Genomic DNA, 19,330 nt, shown 5'->3' with positions numbered 1-19,330 from the left:
ACATTGATGGTAAGAAGTCGTGTTGGTGCGGGTGGAGGGACTTGAACCCCCACGCCTTGCGGCGCCAGAACCTAAATCTGGTGCGTCTACCAATTTCGCCACACCCGCAACCCGATGCCGAAGCACCGCGACGACGCGCTGAATAGCAAAGCTTTTGAATGAGTGCGAGAGGTAAAATCAAGCGAGAGGGCAGTTTATTATCGTCTCGCTGGAAACAATCTTTTGCCCAAGTAAGTTTAACCAGAACTCGCATGTGCCAAATGTTAAAGAACGTGCCTTGGACAGTGAGAATGCGGTTTGGCCAGTCTTTTCAGCACGAACAGTGCTCAGGTGCTGGTTTTGGTCGTAATTTCACCTGTGTGAAGGCCCGTTTTCTGGTCCTTCTTTTTGTTTCCATTTAGCGAACATTTATCGCAATTTTTCTCTTTATCTTAAACTCGCATACGTTGAGTCGCTCAGAGATTACTTTGTGTGGGGCACATTTCAAAAAAGTGTAACTTGAGGTGAGTGGTTTCGTATCGAATTTCAATCAGAGGTTCCTTCGATCACAGAAATAGAAATTATTTCTATATATTTCAAAAAAGTAAGAAGCAGCATGTAAATCCTTGACGCCACGGAACCTCGGACTTTTTAACAAGCAATCAAAGCCATAAAAACTTGGACAACTCGTCAACGTCGTGGCTTACACTCTCATAGGTTGAGGTTTTTCTATGAGACGCCATCATAATTGTGCCACATTTCAAACGCCAAAATATCCTATTCGCGTCAAAATAACACCGCGGTAATCGTAATTGATTGGGCGCAGGAGTTAATGAGTCTTTTTGCCTTCTGGCACCGTGCGAGTTTCTGCTCAACTCCAGAACAAGGGTCTCTGTCGTGACCAACCAGATCAAATCCGTTGCTTCCGAGCAAGACGCTGTCAGCCTTGCGCGTGAAAGCTTTATTGGCGAACTGAAAACACTGAACCGTCAGCACCCTGGCACAGGATTCGGCGTCGCTCTCCGTACGCATTCGGGCAATCGCTACTTGCTGGCTAATGCCCGCATGCCGCTGCCTGCCAACAAAACAGATGATTTTCCGACCGGACGCCGTGTGGCTTGTTTGGAAAATGGTGAAGGCTTCAGTTCAATCGAAGTTCTGGCTGATTCTTTCGCATATGAATCGATTTCACCGCGAACCGAGGCCGCAATCCTCGGCAACGCGCTGGACCTGATCGCACGAATCGACACGCTTGCAAGCCTGCCTGACGGGGCAGGGAACCACATCGCTGCAACTGGTACCGGAGGCTGACCATGGCGCGTAACGACCACCTTCTGTCTGTCGGAAACGAGTCCCTGTCTGAGATGACAGAGGCAATGACTTCGTTGACGACACAGATCGACCAATTGACAGAGGTGGCGGATGCGCGGTCTTCCGCACGACTGGCTGCGCTCAAGACCAAAATGGAGAATTTTACCGCCAGCGTCACGATGGTGGGGCAGGTGAAGGCCGGCAAATCCTCAATCGTGAACATATTGGCCGGGCGGCCAAATCTTTTGCCTTCGGATGTGAACCCGTGGACCTCGGTGGTTACAACGCTGAACATCAACACCCGCACAGAAGGCGACACCCGTTCCAAATTCACATTCTTCGAGCAGGAAGAATGGGATAATCTGATGGTTGGCGGCGGTCGTCTGGGCGAGTTGGCCAATCGAGCCGGTGCCGATGATGAGATGGACGATATTCGCCGTCAAATCGGCGAGATGAAGGCCAAATCAGAAGAGCGGCTTGGGAAGCACTTTGACCTGATTCTCGGTCAGAGCCACCAGTATGATTACTTCGATGATGAACTGATACAGCGGTATGTGTGCCTCGGGGATGAGGATGACCCGGATATCGACCCCAAGACGGGTCGTTTCGCCGATGTGACCAAATCGGCCGAGCTGTTCATGGATATCCCGCAATATCCGATCTCGCTCAAGCTCTGCGATACCCCAGGTGTGAATGATACCTTTATGGTTCGCGAACAAATCACCCTACGCAGCCTGCGTGGATCAGAGGTGTGTGTTGTTGTTTTGGCTGCCAGCCAGGCGCTGACCACGATGGACATGGCGCTGATGCGGATCATCGCGCAGTTCGAGAACCGCCAGATCATCCTGTTCGTGAATCGCATCGATGAACTGTCTGACCCGGTCAATCAGGTGCCTGAGATACGTGATCGTATTCAGGACACACTGAAACAGAACAACATAGACGCCAACACCAGTGTTGTTTTTGGCAGCGCTCTGTGGGCCGAGGCTGCGCTAACCGGAAACCCGGACATTCTAACTGAGGAATCGCGCGAGGCGTTGAACACCTTCTATCTGGCGGCCGGATTTGGCGATCAGGCTGCATCGCTGGATAAGATCTGGGCGCTATCAGGATTGCCTGATCTGCTGCTCGCCATGAATGAGCGTATCGCTGAGGGTGCAGGAACGCGCCTTTTGGATCGCGTTCGCCATCGGGCGCGCAACATTGCCAGCCAGATCCGGGCGACTGCAGTGGCCAAGACGCTGTCAAACTCTGACGGTATCGTTCGGGACCTGGATGGTGCGTCGCCCGAAGAAGCGATCGCAAAGGTTTCGGCTGAATACGAAAAGAAAGCCTCGGAACTGACAACCAAGCTTCGCGACAAGGTATTAGAGCGACTTGCGTCCGCAGAAGCAAATTTTGTCAAACGTGCGACGGATTCTCTGATCTCACATCTGGAACAGAATGGTGAGCAGGGTACATGGCAATATGATCCGGCAGGTCTGCGCACCTTGCAGAAGGCGGCATATTTCAGCTTTGCCCGATCCATGCGTAAGGATGCCGGTGCTCTGTATTCGGCTGCTGCAGCGGATGTCGAGGCACTGTATCAGAAGCTGCTGGGCAACCACTTAGGTGAATTCAACATCGAAGCCCCGATCGTGCCGCGTGTACCCCCGCCATTAGGGATTGGCCGCACAATCGCACTGGACCTGCAGAGCACATGGTGGCGACGTTGGTGGCAACGCCGCAAAGGGTTTGAAGCTTATGCCGCAGACTATACGCGTTTGATCGCGTCCGAGGCGAACTCGATCACCAAAGACATCGAGGAAAACCAGATCGCCGCCGTCTTAGAGAACGTGCGGGCCACGTTGACCGACTTTATTGCCGAACAGAAGGACACGCTGCTCAGCATCTCGCAATCGCCTGAAAGGGCTGCGGCCCAGATGGCCGAGCAGAAGCCGCAGAAATCACGTGACGATATTCTGGGCGATATCCTGAAAGACCTTAGTAACGAAGCAGCATAAGAAGAGTTATGGTAAAAGAATCACAAACCCGCTTCGTCTCTCCCAAGGCTTGGAACCGCATCGAGCAGTGGTCCCGCCGCAAACCTGTGTTTGCGCTCATGGGGGAATTCAGTGCAGGCAAATCGACGTTGATGAATTTCCTGCTGCGCAAACAGGCACTGCCGACGCAGGTCACAGCGACGCAACTGCCGCCGATCTGGTTTAGCTGGGGCAATCGACCCGCCTATATCAAACGCCATGATGGTAGTACGCAGAATATCGAATTGGATCAGCTTGAACAGGTTGGTGTCAACGACGCCCAGTTCATTCGCATCTTCCTTGAAGCCGACATTCTCGAGGCGGTCGACCTGATCGACACACCCGGCATTTCGGACCCGAAGATTTCGACGGATGTCTGGCAACGCGCAGTTGGCCAGGCCAATGGTGTGTTGTGGTGCACGCACTCGACCCAAGCTTGGCGCGAGACTGAACGTGCCACTTGGGTTTCGCTGCCAGAACGTCTGCAGCACAAGTCGCTGTTGTTGGTGACACGCGCAGATGCCTTGAATCAGAAAGACCGTCAAAAGGTCTTACGCCGTGTAAATCGGGAAGCGGGTCATTTGTTCAATCGCACGATCCTGTTCTCGGCCCGTGATGCCATCATGGCCCGTGACAAAACCGGCGACGCCGAGCTGTGGTCACGCAGCGGCGGCGGCAAGATGGTCGACAGTTTCCTTGAGATCACTGAGCAGATCATGGACAGCCGTGCGGATATGCTGTCGCGCTATCAAATTGACAAATCCCTGTCAGACGCACCCAAAGTTCAGCCATCGCGGCCCGAGAAAACCTCTGGCGATGCGCCGCTGAAACTTGTCACGCCGATGGAGGATGACACTGCCGATAGTGATGTGGTTACAAGTTTCCCGGTACGCCCTGCCCGCGTGGAACGCCGCACCGAGGAGTCCGGACAGGCGCGGATTGATGCAGAAGAAGCCGAGCGGATGCGCGCGGAAATGGCTACCGAAGTGGAGCCTGCTGATGAAGACTTACGTGCCTTGTTCTCTGACAAGACGGAAGATCCGCTGGATCTGAACCTCTTGGCAAACCCCATCACCGACGTGGATGAGTTTGATTTCATGGATGACGATGATGAGGAAGAGCAGGAAGATGCCGAACTGATCGTCTTGGGTGAAGAAGAGGACGAAGCGGAAGCAGTCGAAGCTGCGGACACCGAACAAGAGCCGTCGGAAGACGCCGAAGAATCATCAGATATCGAAGTATCGGTTTCGTCGATTACGGCCCTGTTGGCGGAACAGTCGGAAAACTCGGCAGACGAATATGAACCGGAGCCCGAATCGAATGCGCTGGCTCCAAACCGCGTCGTATCAATGGTGGGTGAAGCTGCTGCCGAAGAGATTGAAGATGCAGCCGATGACAAGGCAGATGATTTGGGCGATCGCCTCATAGAAACGCCACTCAGTGCTGCAGCAATGTGGGGTGAAATCGTGGCGCGTGAGAACCTGCCTGACGATGCAAATGGCCTGAAAAGCGCCTTTGCAGCATTCTTGTCCGAGTTTGACCAGATTGCGTTGGAACATGACGCTAAGCGGAATCAAGACATACCGGGCGCCGTTTCTGAGGCTCGCAAAAACGGCGGAGCGGAGTGGCATGCGATTTAGATTAAACCCGAAGGTGGGCATCTGAATGTCGATTGACTCTGCTCTGGCTTCGGCCATCGAAACCATACCCGACTGCATCGCAGCCGGGTATGTCGACATGGAGACCGGCATGTTATTGGGCGTCGACGCGTCGGACCAAGACAGCGCTGATGCGCTCGAAAATCTCGCACTTGCAGTAGCTAATCTGTTTCAGGGACGCGGAATGAAGGGATTCGAAGAACTCCTGCGTGCGGCAAAAATCGACGATACTGAACACCCCGGATTTGGGGAAATCGCGGTGTTCTCAAACGACCGGCTGCACATCTTTCTCAGGACAACAGAATATCCTGATCACGTGGTATGCTATATCTGCCGCGACAGCGCGAATGTCGGGCTGGCGCTTACGAAATCACATCTCAGCCTCGGGCCGGTGGCGGCCGCGGTGTAGACGGGACCAGAGGGGGTCACGCATGATGGATAGTGAAATACTGGATATGCTCGAAGGGATCGGGCGGACTTCGATCGCGCGCTTATCGCCTGCAATCTACCTATCGGGTAGCAGCGCACTGTTACGCCGGAATGAAGTGCTGGGGGCCATCCGGGGCACGATCTTGCCTCGGCGTTTGGAATTTACGGCGGCTGACGGGGCAACTTTGGCTATCGAAGTCAACAGCTCTCGGGTCACCGACGTATTCCGCTGTGCTTCGGGCCCTGTCCCGGATTTTGAAACCGAAGCACGCGAAAAACTGATCGAACGACTGGCGCAAGTGGTGTCGGAAATTGCAACGGCACCCGGCCCGCTTGAGTTGGTTTCTCTGCGCCCGGATACGGCGCTTGAGGCTGATGACGTAGGGGTTACCTTTTCGGAGGTCGAAGCGGCCTGCGCGCGGATTGAACTAATCGAAGAGCCGCGCATGGCCATCGTTTCCGACCAGACCTTAGAACCAGAAGCCCAGCCAGAAACTGCGTCAAAAGGCGCCACCAGTATTGCCGGAAAATTCTTTGAGGGCGCGGATCGGTTCGCATTAGGTCGAATACTGATTGGGTCGACTGAAGACGAGATGCAATTTGACGGGTTGTGTGCGCAGGGCCAAGACGCACATCCGGACACGGATATATTGGCCCGATTCACCCGAGATCTGGCGGGATGGCAGGCCGATGGTTCCGATGCTTTAACTGATCCACAGCTGATCGTCATTCGCCCGACAGGTGGACAAGGCGCGGGTCTCGCCATCTTATGCGACGGTCAGGAAACCGCCGCCGCCGTTCATGACGCCCGCAAGCTGGGCGCTGTCGTCAACCTATGGAAAACATTGAATAGCGCCGTTGAATAACCGCGTTCCTGCCAAATAGTGTCCACTTTGCAAAGTTAAACAAAATACGAGTTACCAGGGTAAATCTTATGAGTGAGTTAAATCGCCGCGAGCTTATTCGCATCGCAGAAGACATGAACGGGACGAGCAATGACGAAACGCGTCACTTCATCTCGCGCATCGTTGACGACTTGTCGAACCTCAAGCCTTCGATAGCATTCGTAGGTCAAATCAAGGCCGGAAAATCGCGCTTGATCAACGGTTTCACCGGGCATGCAGAATATCTACCCTCGGACGTGAACCCATGGACGACAGTGATCACCGACATGCATTTCGGTCATCCGTCCGGTCGGACGTCGGGCGCCGAGTTTCATTTCTTCGACAATCGCCAATGGCAGGCCCTGATCGCCGAAGGTGAAGAGTTGCGCAACATGTTCCCTGATGAAGAGGACAGCTACAAACGCGAGATGATCGAAGAGCAGGTCGAGGCAATGAAAACCCGCGCCAAGCTACGCTTGGGGGAAAGCTACAAACACCTTCTTGGCGAGCATCACGATCTGGATGAACTGACCTCGGATGACCTGGCGCGCTATGTCTGTGCCGGGGATGACCCGACGGATGAAGACCAGTATGACCCCGGTTCAGATCGGGGCCTTTACAGCGACATCACCCGTAAGGCCGAGGTCTATTTTGACATTGGCCATTTTCCGTATCCGGTGACAGTCACAGACACACCCGGTGTCAATGACCCGCTGCTGATCCGTGAAGAGATCTCGCGCCAGTATCTCAAGGAATCCGACTTTTTCGTCGTCGTGCTGTCTGCGCATCAGGCGTTGTCGCGGGCTGATCTGAAGCTATTCCGCCTGATGCAAGCGCTAGAGCTTGGTCAGATCGTGGTCTTCATCAACCGCGTGGACGAGTTGGGCGGTGGCGCCGAAGATGCCGGCAAGGTGCGCACAGACGTATTGGACGGGCTCGAACAGGCGCTTGGCAACTCGGAGATTGACGTTCTGATGGGCAGCGCCCAATGGGCCCATTATGCGCTGACCGGGGATGAATCCGGAATCGACCATGATCAGATATTGGCGTGGCTGAGGGCGCATCCCGAACAGATGAAGCAATATCTTGACGGCGTCGAAGAGATCAAACAAGGCCCCGGCCCCATCAGCCGCGAAGGTGTATTGCGATTTGCCGCGATGATCGCGTCGGGCCTGCCCGATCTGCGCCGTCATGTGACCAAAGCCCTGACCGAAGGACCGCGCCAAGAACAGCTTAATATTGCGTGGCAGCACCTCAACAGTTTTGCCCAAGGTGAGCTTGAGCGCAGCACTGCGCGGCTTCGTGCGATTGAAGAAAAGGATGGTCCCGACACAGCGGATGTCGAAGAAAACAACAAAACGCTTTCTGAGTTGCGCGCGCTAGTTGAAGATAAATCCAAGGCCATCACCAATGATATGGACGATGTACTGGCCAATTTGCGAGGTGTTATGGATGACACCGTCGCCGAGGCTGTCTCGATCGTTGTGCGCGGCCCTGATGGGCAATCGCCTTTGCTGGCCAAAGACGGAGATACCGAGCTGAACTTTACGCCTCTGCGTGAGCGAATGCGCGAGCTTGTCCAGGGCGCGACCCAGGTGGTGCGGCAGCGCATGCTTAGTGAGCTTTACGCAATCGATATGCAGACCAATGCTGCTTTGCGCGCCTTGCCCGGATGGCAGGAGCCCGTGGACAATCGCATGAATACCAGCGCGGTGCGTTGGTTCCGTCCAAATACAAGCGCGCTGACGCGTGGCATTACGGTTGAGTTGCGTGTGACATGGCTGTCGCGACTGATATCGCGTCGCAGTGTGTTGAACCGCGCCGAACGGATGATCGTTCAAGAGTTTGAGATGATCGGAGACGATCTTGTAGATACCGCCAGAAGCGACCTGATCGAACGCATGAAAACCGTTCTTGACCATTATATGGCGCTGCTGGCCGGGCATCTGGAACATCGCGCAGGCCCCGATGGGTCGAACGCGCGCGCCGAAGCGCAACGTGCGGTTGACCAAGCGCGGCGCATCAGCGATGAACTAGGGGCGGTGCACGGAACTGCACCCGTGGACACTCGACAGGCAGAGGCCGCAGAATGATTGAATTCCCCGGAACCGAGAAGGAAGTGCGCCAGCTAGAGCGTTTCCTGACCGCCACCGAAAATGCACCCTCATCGGCAGAGCTGGATGATATGCGCGCCCGCGCGCTGGCCCATGCCGAGCGGCTTTCGAACGCGGTTTCCATTGGTTTTGCCGGGGAGTTTGGAGCCGGAAAGTCCAGCCTTGCCAACATGCTGGCGGGGGCAGACATTCTGCCCACCGGGCCGCAGCATCTGAAATTGCCCCTGGTGATCGTGGCCTATGCCGATACGCCTGAGACAACCGTTGGTTGGTGGGACAAGGAACCCAAAGTCTATTCCGGTATAGCGCTGGAAAAGGCAGCGGCGGATGAACCCGATTTCATCTCGGTCGGGTTGAATACCCCTGCCCTGCAGGAGATTTCGCTGTTTGATTTGCCCGGTGCCGGTGCACTGGATGATACCTACAAACAGACTCTAAATTTGCTCGACTATGTGGATTGTGCGATCTGGTGCACCAATGGCACCAACGCCTGGCGTGAAACCGAACGCCATTTGTGGTCGCAGGTCCCTCAAAAGCTGCGCGATAACAGCTTGTTGGCTGTAACACATGCCGATTTGCCTCCGGTGCGGGATGCTCTGGATCGGGTAGTCGCACGCCTGAACAAGGAGAAGGGCGATTTGTTTCGCGCGGTTGTGACCATCGGCACCCCGGTAGCGGTACGGGCCATGGAACAAGAGCCTGAACCCGACTTTGCTTTGTGGGAAACCTGTGGCGGGCAGAACTTGGCAGAACAGGTTTTGCACATAGCCTCTGATCACCGTCGCCATGATCTTGAGGCCGCCCAAAAAGATCTGGCTGAAGAGTTTATGCCTTATCTGGAGAACCTTACTGGTGCGGCTTCGACAGATCGCGCTGAGGCCGACGGCAATACTGTGCAGGCAAGCCTAGAGGCCGCCCTGCCCCCCCTGGACAATCCAATCCTTGAAGACTGGCTTGCGGCCATCGCCAGCATTTACAACGATCTGCGCGAAAGCTCAGATATTGAACCGGCGGCCTTCCTGCAAAGCTGTCAGGAAATCGTCGAGGATTTTGCCGAAAGGTTAGAATCTGGTACCGAAATCGATCCCAAAGCAGACTGGATTCCGGCCGAGTTTGAAAAGGCCACTGACCTGTTGCTGTTGCTGCAGTTTGAAACCGGGGACGCACCGCTGAAGGATGCAATAAGCATTCTCGCACAACTCAGCGACAATCTGGCTTGGGCGGGCAGCTCTGTTGCGTCGGCGCCCCCAAAAACCGGCACATAAGTTTTTCCCGCTTGAATTGAGCCGCATCGCAGCGATTCGAAGCGTTCGGAATCAGCGCGATATTGTTTCGAATTCGTGGACCAAGCGTCTATTTCGGCGGTATAGAATCCATTTCTTCCATCAGGCAAACACAACATATTGTGGCATGAGGGTCTAGGCTCACTATATAGGCGATTTCGATTTTTGTGATCCATAGTGAAGCCATCAGGCGGCCCCAATAAAGTCAAATTTGAAACGTCTAACCGTCTTAAGTGTCCTGCGGTTGTGTTTGGTTGTGAGTTCGCGGGCTGAAGCCCTGGTTATCTATGCCGCAATAAACGAGTAGAATGGGCGGGAAGAAATGAGCCACAACCAGGCGGTCGGCGCAACGCACGACGAACCTCAGATCGAAGGATTGCAGCCAGGCGCAAAGCTGCTGCGCGGACAGTATGAAATCCTCCGGTTCCTAAGCAACGGCGGGTTTGGGATCACCTATCTCGCGCGCGATAGTCTGGATCGCGATGTGGTCATCAAAGAATGCTATCCGGGGGCGCTCTGCCAGCGGAATGGTGATCTGGTCGAACCTGCCAACCCCGACCACAAAGAAGACCTGCGCGCCATTATCGACCTGTTCATTCAGGAAGCACGCAACCATGCGCGGCTGGTTCATCCCAACATCGTCGACGTGCATCAGGTGTTTGAGGACAACGACACCGCTTATATCGCGATGGACCTGATCCGCGGATGTGATCTTCTGGATTATGTCGAAAAACCCGAAAACAAGAGCGGACCGGACTTTATCGTTCAGGTCACCGAAAAAATGCTGTCTGCGGTGTCGTTCATTCACCAAAGTGGCATGCTACATCGCGATATTTCACCCGACAATATCCTGATCGATGAGAATGGCGAACCCATCCTGATCGACTTTGGCGCAGCACGCGAGCAGGCGGCACACAAGTCAGCGGCGCTATTGACGCTGCGCGTGATTAAGGACGGGTATTCGCCACACGAATTTTATGTGCGTGGCGCGGATCAGGGCCCCAGCAGTGACCTCTATGTACTGGCTGCAACGCTGTATCATGCGATCAGCGGCGAGCGACCGATTGATGGCCAGACACGTTTGAATGCGTTCAACAACGGCCAAGACGATCCTTATGAACCGCTGACAGGGCGATTCAAAGGGTATCCAGACGGGTTCCTTGAGGCGATCGACAAAGCAATGGAAGTGCACGCCACTGACCGTGTGCAAACCGCATTGGACTGGCTGCGTATGTTCCGTGGTCCCGGTGTGATGTTCGACAGTTTCGCGTATCGCCCGGTTTCGGTCATTGTTGGCATGGATCGCAAAGACGAAGAGGCCGAAAAAGAACGGATCAAAGCCGAAAGCGAGAATGCGGAGGCCGTCGTGACCGCGCTGCTGGCCGGGAACTCTGATCTGGCCCTCGGGAACGAGGAAAAAACGGAAGACACTCTTGCTAAATTTGCACCTCAGGACGAGGCCGTTGCTGCAGTCGACACCGTTGTAAAAAGCGGCTCGGGCGGCAGTGGCAAGATGATCGCGGGTATCGCGATTGTATTGGCGGCTCTGGCCGGAGGTGGATACTTCGTAATGACGGGCGATCAGCAATCGCCCGAGGCAACTCCGGTGACTGCAGAGGTTCCGACTACTCCGGTGCCCGCAGAAGCAGCTCCGGAACCCGTCGAGCAGACCGCCGAAGCCACAACAGAGCCGCAACAGGCCGAAGTCGCTTTGGCATCAGAACCAGAAGCGGCGCAGGAACAACCTGTCGAGCAGGCTAATGAGGTGCCGGAAGCCGCCATTGTGTCAGAGCAGCAACCCGTAGAAATCGCTTTGGTGGAACCTGAAGAAGTGGAACCTGAAGTGACGGAACCTGCGGTTGAAGACATCACACCCATCGCACCTGCGACGCCGGTAAATCTAGCCGAAAACCAGGTCGCATTTGGGCACTGGGATATTGAGATTCCATTCACGATGTCCAAGCGTCGCAGCTCGACCGGGAGTGTCATTGCCATCAATGGATTGAACGCCGGTCAAGATAGGTCGGTGATCGGGGATTGGGTCGAACGGGGCGCTACGATTTTTACTCTGAATGGTGAACCTATTCGTCCGGACACAACGCTTGCATCGTATGTTCTAGATAATTTCTCGGTCGACCCAGACGGGTATATCCGTGTAGCAGCGCGCTATCGCAGTCTGGGCGAAACGCGCGCGCAGAATGGATTGCTGGCCCTGCCCGCCTTCCGCAGTTTTGGCCTTCTGAACGGTTATTCGTTTGATGTGGCTCATGCGGGCGAGGCAGGTTGGCAAACCGTCGTCGCATCTGTTCCGGAAGAAGTTGCTGGCAGTTTGCAGCGGGGGGATGTGCTGCTGCGCGAAACACAGACTGGTGTCTCGATCAATGAGCCCGAGAGTCTGGACGGCATCCTTGCTCAACTTGTTTCCGACAACCAACCCGAGGCGCGCCTAAGCATTCTGCGCAACGGAGCTGAAAGTACTGCGGTCATGCAACTAACGCAGGAGTGATCGCCCAGTTGATGTGACTATCGCCAGGTCAGTGTGCTGGGGGTGCCGCCCATCGCGTCACCCCGTCGGGGACCAACCCGTCGCGACGTAAATGTTTCTCTGTTTCCTCTTCATCAGTGCCCTGCGCCTACGGCGAAGCGGTTTGTAGCAGTCCCGCGGGTAAAACCCCGCATCAGAAATCAAAGAAGGTGACGACACCATGTTCAAATACAAAAGCCCTCTGAGCCGGCTTCTAGAAGGTGCCGGAAAACCGAAAGAAGAAGATGCGGTGGAAACCGAAACCGAAACCGTTGCGGAAGCGGTCGAAACAGAAAGCGCTGCTCCGATTGCGGATTTCAACGCCCTGCGCGCGGCCCTTGCGGGTGGAAACGTTAGCTCGGACAGCTACGAGGAAGCAGACGAACTGATCCCCGAAGAACCGATGCCCGAGTTTTCGGAAGACCAGATCGAAGATCAGGCGACCGAAGAAGAAGTGGCCGAGATTCAAGAGGTCGAAGAAGATGAACAGATTGTCACGCTTCATCTGACTGCGGAAGACGAGGTTCAGGACGATGAACCCGAAGTCACCGTAGAAGAACCAGAGGCCATCGAACCTGAAGTCGTATCTGAAGTTGCGGGCGAGGTGGAAATCGTCGGAGAACCCACACCGGAACCGGAGCCTGTTGATGTAACCCCGGAACCCGCCATGGTCGCACCTGCACCTGCACCGGCTGAAGATCGGCGTTCTCGTGTGAAGACGACGTTTTTGGGTTTCGAGCGTGCAGACACGCATGTTCAGGAGCTGATGGAAACAGCTGAGCCCGTTGAAAAGACAGAAGCGGCCGAACAGACATTCCCGGTTGGCTGGCTGGTCGTGACCGCCGGACCGGGTCGGGGTGCCGCGATTACCTTGACCGAGGGATTGATGCAGATCGGTCGGAATGACGATCAGGCTATTCAGCTGGATTTCGGCGACACCGGGATCTCTCGCAGCAATCACGCCGTCATCGCATATGACCCAGAGGACCGGAAATGCTATCTGGGCCATGGCGGCAAGGCCAACTTGGTGCGCCTGAATGGCAAGCCTGTGCTCAGCACCATAGCCTTGTCCAGCGGCGATCTGATCCGGATCAGCGAAACCTCGATCCGCTTCACCGCTTTCTGTGATGACGGCTTTGACTGGCGGGATGCCGATTAATGCTGGCTACCCCTGCATATGATATTGCCCTGATCCTGGACCAGGGTCAGCGCGACTCGCAGGAAGACGCGATTGCTGCGCGGGTCTCTGACGCGGCAGACGCGGGTTATGTCGTGATTGCCGACGGTATGGGTGGTCATGAAGCGGGTGAAGTCGCTTCGCAGTTGGTCATTTCAGCCTGGCGCGATGCGATGGATGCCCAGTTGGATGAGCCCGACCTTGCTGAGAGCGCACTGCTCGACGCTCTGCCGTTGGCCGCAATGCAGGCCAACGCCGCTATGGCGAGCCATAGTGAGGAAAACGAGGTCAATCTGGGCTCCACCCTTCTGGGCATGTTGATGCTGGATCAACGCGTATTCTGGATCTCGATCGGTGACAGTCCACTTTACCTGTTCCGCAATGATGCCCTGTCACAGGTCAACGAAGATCACTCGATGGCCCCGGTGATCGACGAACAGCTCGCACAAGGATTACTGAGCGCGGAAGAGGCGCAGGGCCATCCGGATCGTAACCAACTGACTTCGGTGATCATGGGGGCTGCGATTCCAAAAGTGGATTGTCCGGAACAACCATTGGCGCTGATTGCGGCAGATGTACTGATCCTTGGCAGTGATGGCCTGCAATATCTCGGCAATTCCGAGATCGAAACGCTGGTGCGCACGCATATTCATTCCCCGGCTCGCGATATTGCTGATGCGCTGCTTCAAGCACTGCATGCAAAGGCAGACCCGGATCAGGACAACATTTCAATCGCCGTGGTCAAACCGGCACAGACTTAGACAGGCAGTGAAACAGGACAAAATGCGAAACCATCTTATCATATCCACCCTCGCTCTTGCTGCTGCAACAGGTGCAGCATCGGCGCAAGAGGCGTGTTCAACTTATGAAATCCAGCCCGGTGACAGCTTGCGGGAACTGGCAATTGCCGTCTACGCGACGGAAGATTACCGGGTCATCTATGATGCGAACCGGGATACGATCGGGTCGAACCCCAATATCATTCGCGTCGGTGATCTCCTGACTTTCCCTTGTCTTGAAGATATCGGGCGCGCGGCGCAACTGCCGGATACCGAAGCTGGCCGCATGGCTGCCGAAATGGCCTCGGAACTGGTCAAAGCTGCCGAGGAACGGGCTGAAAAAGCCATTGCCGAGGCCGAAGCCCGCGTGGCCGCTGCAGAGGCCGAAGCTAAAAAGACCAGCGAAGAAGCCGTAATCGCGGCCAAGGCTGCGGCCAAGAAAGAGATCGAAGCAGCGCGTGCGGAAGGTGCCGCATTGATCCGCAACGCGGATGGTGGCGAAAGCCCTGAAATTCGTGACCGTCAGATTTTGTTGATCACGGGTGGTAACTACGCCCCGTTTACGGATGAAGCGCTGCCAAATCGTGGGCTTTACACCAACCTGGTTGAAACCGCGATGCTGCGGGCCGCGCCCGAGCAGTCCTACAAGATTCAGTTCGTTAATGACTGGTCGTCGCATCTGGACCTATTGATGCCGACTCTCGCCTTTGACGCCACATTCCCTTGGTCGCGGCCGAACTGTGAACAAGCCGCTACGTTGTCGGAAAATGATCGTTCACGGTGCGAAACCTATAATTTCTCAAACCCATTCTACGAGGTCGTTGATACGTTCTTCGCAAAAAGCGGTTCGGGTTACGAAGAGACTCTGACTTATGCAGATTTCGCGGGCACAACGATTTGTAGGCCGGAAGGTTGGTCACTGTCGCATATGGATGCAGTTGGTCTTTACGAGCCTGCAATCACTTTGATGCGCCCCGTTTCACCCGATGATTGTTTTCGCGCAGTTATGGATGGCACAGCCGATATTGTCGCGATCGAAGCGCATCTGGCGGTCGAAGCAATCGGGCGTCTGGGCTACGAACATCAGATCATCGAAAACCCCAACCTAGCGGCAATCAAGTCGCTTAACGTCATGACCCACAAAGATAATCCGGATGGGGAAGCGATCCTTGAGACGCTCAACCAGGGTCTGGCGATCATGCAGCAATCAGGCGAGTGGCGCGACATCGTATCTACCGCACTGCGCTATCAAATGGAAAATGGCTAAGGCCTTGATTGGCCCAACGAAACAAAGTCTGGAGGAAGTGGACATGTTTAACAAGAAATTGAAGAAAGCAGTACTGTCGGCATCAGCCTTCACCGCCCTGAGCGCAGGTGCAGCCGCCGCTCAAGAAGCCTGCTCCAACTATACGGTTCAGGATGGTGATACATTGGCGACCATCGCCATTGCCGCCTACGGCACCTCAAACTATCAGCCGATCTTTAACGCTAACCGCAACGCAATCACCAATCCCGGTTCGCTAACCCCCGGTCTGGTACTGGCGCTGCCCTGTGAGGATGGCAGCCTGCCCAACGGTCAGAGCGCGCAAGAACTGATCGCGGCAGAAGAACAACGTGCTGCAAGCGTCAAGCGCTCGAATGTCTACGCGCCTCCGATCAAGATGGTCGCTGGCAACGGTTGGGAACCGTTCACTACTGAAGATCTGAGCGGCGGTGGCATCATGACCCGTCTGGCGACGACAAGCCTTCAGCGTGCTGGTAACAGCCGCGATTTCTCGGTCAGCTTTGTAGATGACTGGAGTTCGCATCTGGACACACTGTTGCCACTGGGTGCGTTTGATATTTCGATCGCGTGGACTGTACCGGATTGTACCAACCGCTCATATGAGTGGTCTGCAGAGACCGAAGCCCGGTGTACCCAATTTGTCGCTTCTGTTCCGGTATATGACATTGTCGGAGGTTTCTTCACTTTGCCTGAAAGCGAATACGCAAAGGCGACAGATTTCTCCGACCTTGAGGGCTCGACCGTTTGCCGCATGGCAGGCTGGAGCATGGTGGTGCTGGAAGAACAAGGGCTGAACCGCGAGAACACAACCGTGGTCCAACCCAATTCGGCTCGCGAATGTCTCGATGCCGTATTGACCGGTACGGCAGACGTGGCTGCATTCGAAGTCGATCTGTTTGCCTCGACAATGAAAGACATGGGTTTGACCTCGGCGGATATTGTTGAGAACCCGTATGTCTCGACACTGTCTTCGATGAGCTTCCTTGCACACCGCACCAATCCATTCGCGCGCGAGTACATCGCGATGATGAACAAGGGTTTGATCGAGATGCGCGAATCCGGCGAATGGTACGCGATTATTTCCGACACGCTGCGCGAACAAAATGAAAAGCTGAACGCAGCATCAAACTAATCCCTCGGTCGTTATGACCTTTCTTAGGGGCCGGTCTTCGGACTGGCCCTTTTTTTGTCGGTGGGTCAGAATCTTCAATGATAACGGCAAAGCCAACTGACTAGGCCTCAGACGTGGCGCAGTCAGCATTTGGTCTTATTTGCACATACATAATGATTATTTTTATCCTTAATCGCTCATAAAAGGCGGCCGTCTACGGGAATCCCCGAATATTCAGCGTGAACGATAAGCGTAGGATGAATTCAACTGCACCGGTGAGGCGTAAGCCCCGCCACTCACTCAGAAAGAGGCTGGCTATGGGGGCTGGCCTTTTTCTTTTTCAGGGCACGAAAAAACCGGCCCTCTTCGGACCGGTTTCTCTTTAGGCGTTTATACAACCCTGGCTTATCCGATGATCGCATTCAGGGTTGCACTTGGCCGCATCACCGCAGCCGCTTTGGCCGGATCAGTGTGGTAGTATCCACCCAGATCGGCGGGTGCGCCCTGCGCTGCCGCCAACTCGGACAAAATCTGTTCTTCTTTGTCCGCCAACTCTTTCGCGAGCGGTGCAAACTCGGCGGCAAGTCCAGCATCATCGGATTGCCCCGCCAAAGCTTCGGCCCAGTAACGAGCGAACCAGTAGTGGCTATCGCGGTTATCCGGCTGGCCGACTTTGCGGCTGGGTGACTTGTTGTTATCCAAAATTCCCTGCGTGGCAGCCTCGGCAGCGGCGCCCAGGACGCCCGCTTTGGCGTTGCCCTTGCTGTCAGCGAGGAAGTTCAGGGATTCTCCGAGCGCACAGAATTCACCCATGGAGTCCCAGCGCAAGTGGTTTTCTTCAACCAGTTGCTGAACATGTTTCGGCGCCGAACCACCTGCACCGGTTTCGAACAGACCGCCACCATTCATCAGTTTAACGATTGATAGCATCTTGGCCGACGTCCCCAGTTCGAGTATCGGGAACAAGTCGGTCAGATAATCCCGCAATACGTTACCGGTGATGGCGATGCTGTCCTTGCCCGCCGTGATAGTTTCCAGCGACTGGCGGGTTGCTTCACGCGGGGCCATAGTCAAGAACTTGTCGGCCACGCCTGCAGCTTCAAGCGCTGGTTTGACATACTTGATCAGCTCGGCGTCATGTGCGCGGTTGGCATCCAGCCAAAAGATCGCCTCGGACCCGGTCAGGCGCTGACGGTCCATCGCCAGCTGGATCCAGTTCTCGATCGGGGCCTTCTTGACGGTGCAGGCGCGCCAGATGTCGCCCTTTTCGACGTCATGGGAATGCAGCGTTTCGCCATTGGCCAGAACGATACGGATTGTACCATCTGCGGGCGCTTCAAACGTCGTCGGGTGCGAGCCGTACTCCTCGGCCTTCTGCGCCATCAATCCAACGTTGGCGACGGCTCCTGCGGTAGCTGGGTTCAGTGCACCATTGGCTTTGAAGAAGTTGATGGCCTCATCATACACCGGTGCATAGCAACGGTCAGGGATCACACAGTTGGTATCGCCCTTGGCGCCGGTTTCGTCCCAACCCTTGCCGCCAGCACGGATCACTGCGGGCATCGAGGCGTCGATGATAACATCAGACGGGACATGCAGGTTGGTGATGCCACGGTCCGAGTCCACCATATACATCGACGGACGATCCCCTTTGATCGCATTGATTGCGGCGACGATGTCTGCGTTGCCCTGAACCCGCTCAAGCAGGTCCCCCAGACCCGAGTTCGGGTTTACACCCAGTGCGTCCAGCTCTGCACCGAATTTTTCGAACACGGGGGCAAGCCACGCCTTGACTGCATAGCCGAAGATAATCGGGTCACTGACCTTCATCATCGTCGCCTTCATGTGCAGCGAGAACATGGTGCCGTCTTTCTTGGTGTCCTCAATGGCTTCGGTCAGGAACGACGACAGCGCCTTGACCGACATGAATGTTGCGTCGGCCACAGTTCCTTCGGCCAGTGGCCAAGCGTCTTTCAGAACCGTAACGCTGCCATCTTTGCCCACAAACTCAATCTTGGCATCGCCGGCTTGCGCCGCAGTGATCGTTGCCGATTTCTCATTGGCGTAAAAATCATTGCCCGGCATCGAAGACACTTTGGTCTTGCTGTCCGCGCTCCACTCTCCCATCGAATGAGGGTTCTTCTGGGCATAGTTCTTCACAGCGCGCGCTGCGCGGCGATCGCTGTTGCCTTCGCGCAGGACCGGGTTCACGGCCGAACCCTTGATGGCGTCATAACGCGCACGGATCGCTTTTTCGTCGTCCGTCGAAGGCTCTTCGGGGTAGTTCGGAATGTCATAACCCTGTGATTGCAGCTCTTCGATGGCAGCCACCAGCTGGGGCACCGACGCCGAGATGTTGGGCAGTTTAATGACATTTGCGTCCGGTGTTTTCACCAGCTCACCTAAAGCAGCCAGATCATCAGTAATACGCTGTTCGTCTGTCAGCTTTTCGGGGAAGGTCGCGATAATACGCCCGGCCAGCGAAATGTCTTTGGTTCCGACGCTGACACCGGCTGCTGACGCAAATTTGCGGATAATGGGCAGGAACGAGGCGCTCGCCAGCTCGGGCGCTTCGTCTACAATGGTATACAATACGTCGAAGTTCGATTTTTCTGCCATATTCCCTTACCTTTTTTAAGCCTTTCAGGGGCGTGCGATCCAAGAGCATGTGCCGCCGTGACATAGGCACCAATCCCAAAGGGGACATGACGGCCCCACGGGTGACTCTGATTTGACAGGGCCTCCCTTAAATGAGGATTGGCTTGGGATCAATCG

Annotated in this window: 13 protein-coding genes and 1 tRNA gene; 12 read left to right on the top strand and 2 right to left on the bottom strand. The window is 55.4% G+C overall.

What is annotated here, in order from left to right:
* Positions 1-23: 23 nt before the first annotated feature.
* A tRNA-Leu gene (locus tag ACR0MP_RS12660) sits at positions 24-108 on the bottom strand.
* Positions 109-876: 768 nt separating this feature from the next.
* Here ACR0MP_RS12660 and ACR0MP_RS12655 point away from each other — a divergent pair.
* The 12 genes from ACR0MP_RS12655 to ACR0MP_RS12600 all read left to right on the top strand — a co-directional run bounded on the left by ACR0MP_RS12655 (position 877) and on the right by ACR0MP_RS12600 (position 16,576).
* A complete protein-coding gene (locus tag ACR0MP_RS12655) occupies positions 877-1,290 on the top strand; it encodes a hypothetical protein (protein WP_170393931.1) in 414 nt (137 codons plus the stop codon).
* A 2-nt stretch (positions 1,291-1,292) separates the two neighbouring features.
* Positions 1,293-3,293: a dynamin family protein gene (locus tag ACR0MP_RS12650; protein WP_170393929.1), complete on the top strand. Its 2,001-nt coding sequence runs from the start codon at positions 1,293-1,295 to the stop codon at positions 3,291-3,293.
* An 8-nt stretch (positions 3,294-3,301) separates the two neighbouring features.
* On the top strand, positions 3,302-4,951 hold the full coding sequence (locus tag ACR0MP_RS12645; protein WP_170407290.1) for a dynamin family protein: 1,650 nt from the start codon (positions 3,302-3,304) through the stop codon (positions 4,949-4,951).
* 25 nt (positions 4,952-4,976) lie between these two features.
* A complete protein-coding gene (locus tag ACR0MP_RS12640) occupies positions 4,977-5,378 on the top strand; it encodes a hypothetical protein (protein WP_170407295.1) in 402 nt (133 codons plus the stop codon).
* A 22-nt stretch (positions 5,379-5,400) separates the two neighbouring features.
* Entirely contained in the window at positions 5,401-6,264 is an 864-nt protein-coding gene (locus ACR0MP_RS12635) for a hypothetical protein (RefSeq protein ID WP_480886585.1), read from the top strand.
* A 68-nt stretch (positions 6,265-6,332) separates the two neighbouring features.
* Positions 6,333-8,375: a dynamin family protein gene (locus tag ACR0MP_RS12630; protein ID WP_480886583.1), complete on the top strand. Its 2,043-nt coding sequence runs from the start codon at positions 6,333-6,335 to the stop codon at positions 8,373-8,375.
* Positions 8,372-9,661, top strand: coding sequence for a dynamin family protein (locus ACR0MP_RS12625; protein WP_170407305.1), 1,290 nt, complete (start codon positions 8,372-8,374; stop codon positions 9,659-9,661). The genes ACR0MP_RS12630 and ACR0MP_RS12625 overlap by 4 nt, the downstream gene beginning before the upstream one ends.
* Positions 9,662-10,001: 340 nt before the next feature.
* Positions 10,002-12,185, top strand: coding sequence for a serine/threonine protein kinase (locus ACR0MP_RS12620; RefSeq protein WP_170407308.1), 2,184 nt, complete (start codon positions 10,002-10,004; stop codon positions 12,183-12,185).
* Positions 12,186-12,384: 199 nt separating this feature from the next.
* Positions 12,385-13,362, top strand: a complete 978-nt coding sequence (locus tag ACR0MP_RS12615) for an FHA domain-containing protein (protein WP_170407311.1) — start codon at positions 12,385-12,387, stop codon at positions 13,360-13,362.
* Positions 13,362-14,141, top strand: a complete 780-nt coding sequence (locus tag ACR0MP_RS12610) for a PP2C family protein-serine/threonine phosphatase (protein ID WP_480886582.1) — start codon at positions 13,362-13,364, stop codon at positions 14,139-14,141. The genes ACR0MP_RS12615 and ACR0MP_RS12610 overlap by 1 nt, the downstream gene beginning before the upstream one ends.
* A 22-nt stretch (positions 14,142-14,163) precedes the next feature.
* Positions 14,164-15,426, top strand: coding sequence for a transporter substrate-binding domain-containing protein (locus ACR0MP_RS12605; protein ID WP_170736052.1), 1,263 nt, complete (start codon positions 14,164-14,166; stop codon positions 15,424-15,426).
* A 43-nt stretch (positions 15,427-15,469) separates the two neighbouring features.
* The gene (locus tag ACR0MP_RS12600) at positions 15,470-16,576 is read left to right on the top strand and encodes a transporter substrate-binding domain-containing protein (RefSeq protein ID WP_170393909.1); all 1,107 of its coding nucleotides are present in this window, start codon (positions 15,470-15,472) and stop codon (positions 16,574-16,576) included.
* A gap of 384 nt (positions 16,577-16,960) precedes the next feature.
* Here the strand turns inward: ACR0MP_RS12600 and ACR0MP_RS12595 are convergent, their stop codons facing one another.
* Positions 16,961-19,174, bottom strand: coding sequence for an NADP-dependent isocitrate dehydrogenase (locus ACR0MP_RS12595; RefSeq protein WP_170407323.1), 2,214 nt, complete (start codon positions 19,172-19,174; stop codon positions 16,961-16,963).
* Between the last annotated feature and the right edge of the window lie 156 nt (positions 19,175-19,330).

The sequence above is a fragment of the Ruegeria sp. K3 genome, assembly GCF_056531845.1.
Note: the sequence above shows the minus strand (reverse complement) of the source record. Positions and strands in the feature narration are given on the sequence as shown.